The 220-nt window shown below is 33.6% G+C and carries 1 pseudogene; it reads left to right on the top strand.

What is annotated here, in order from left to right:
• Nucleotides 1-12: 12 nt before the first annotated feature.
• Nucleotides 13-75, top strand: a pseudogene (locus tag V6255_RS19425) (hypothetical protein); the annotation flags it as partial.
• Nucleotides 76-220 lie beyond the last annotated feature (145 nt).

Below are 220 nucleotides of genomic sequence, written 5' to 3'. Positions count from 1 at the left end.
GAACTAGGTGCTATACCATTCTTTGACTTTGCATACCAACGTTTTGGTCATGGCGTTGATGAAGATGCACAAGGTTTAAGTACTTTTGCAAAATATAACAAAGAACTATTGATTGCTAACTCATTCTCTAAAACAAATAAAGTAAATGCAGGTAACTCTGCACCAAGTCCAGTGAAGATATCTTGGAATTGTGGGATAACAAATAATAGTAATAATAAAG

It is taken from the genome of Psychromonas arctica (genome assembly GCF_038155225.1).
In the GTDB taxonomy this organism is placed as follows: domain Bacteria; phylum Pseudomonadota; class Gammaproteobacteria; order Enterobacterales; family Psychromonadaceae; genus Psychromonas; species Psychromonas arctica_B.
This window is presented reverse-complemented; position numbering and strand designations above follow the sequence as displayed.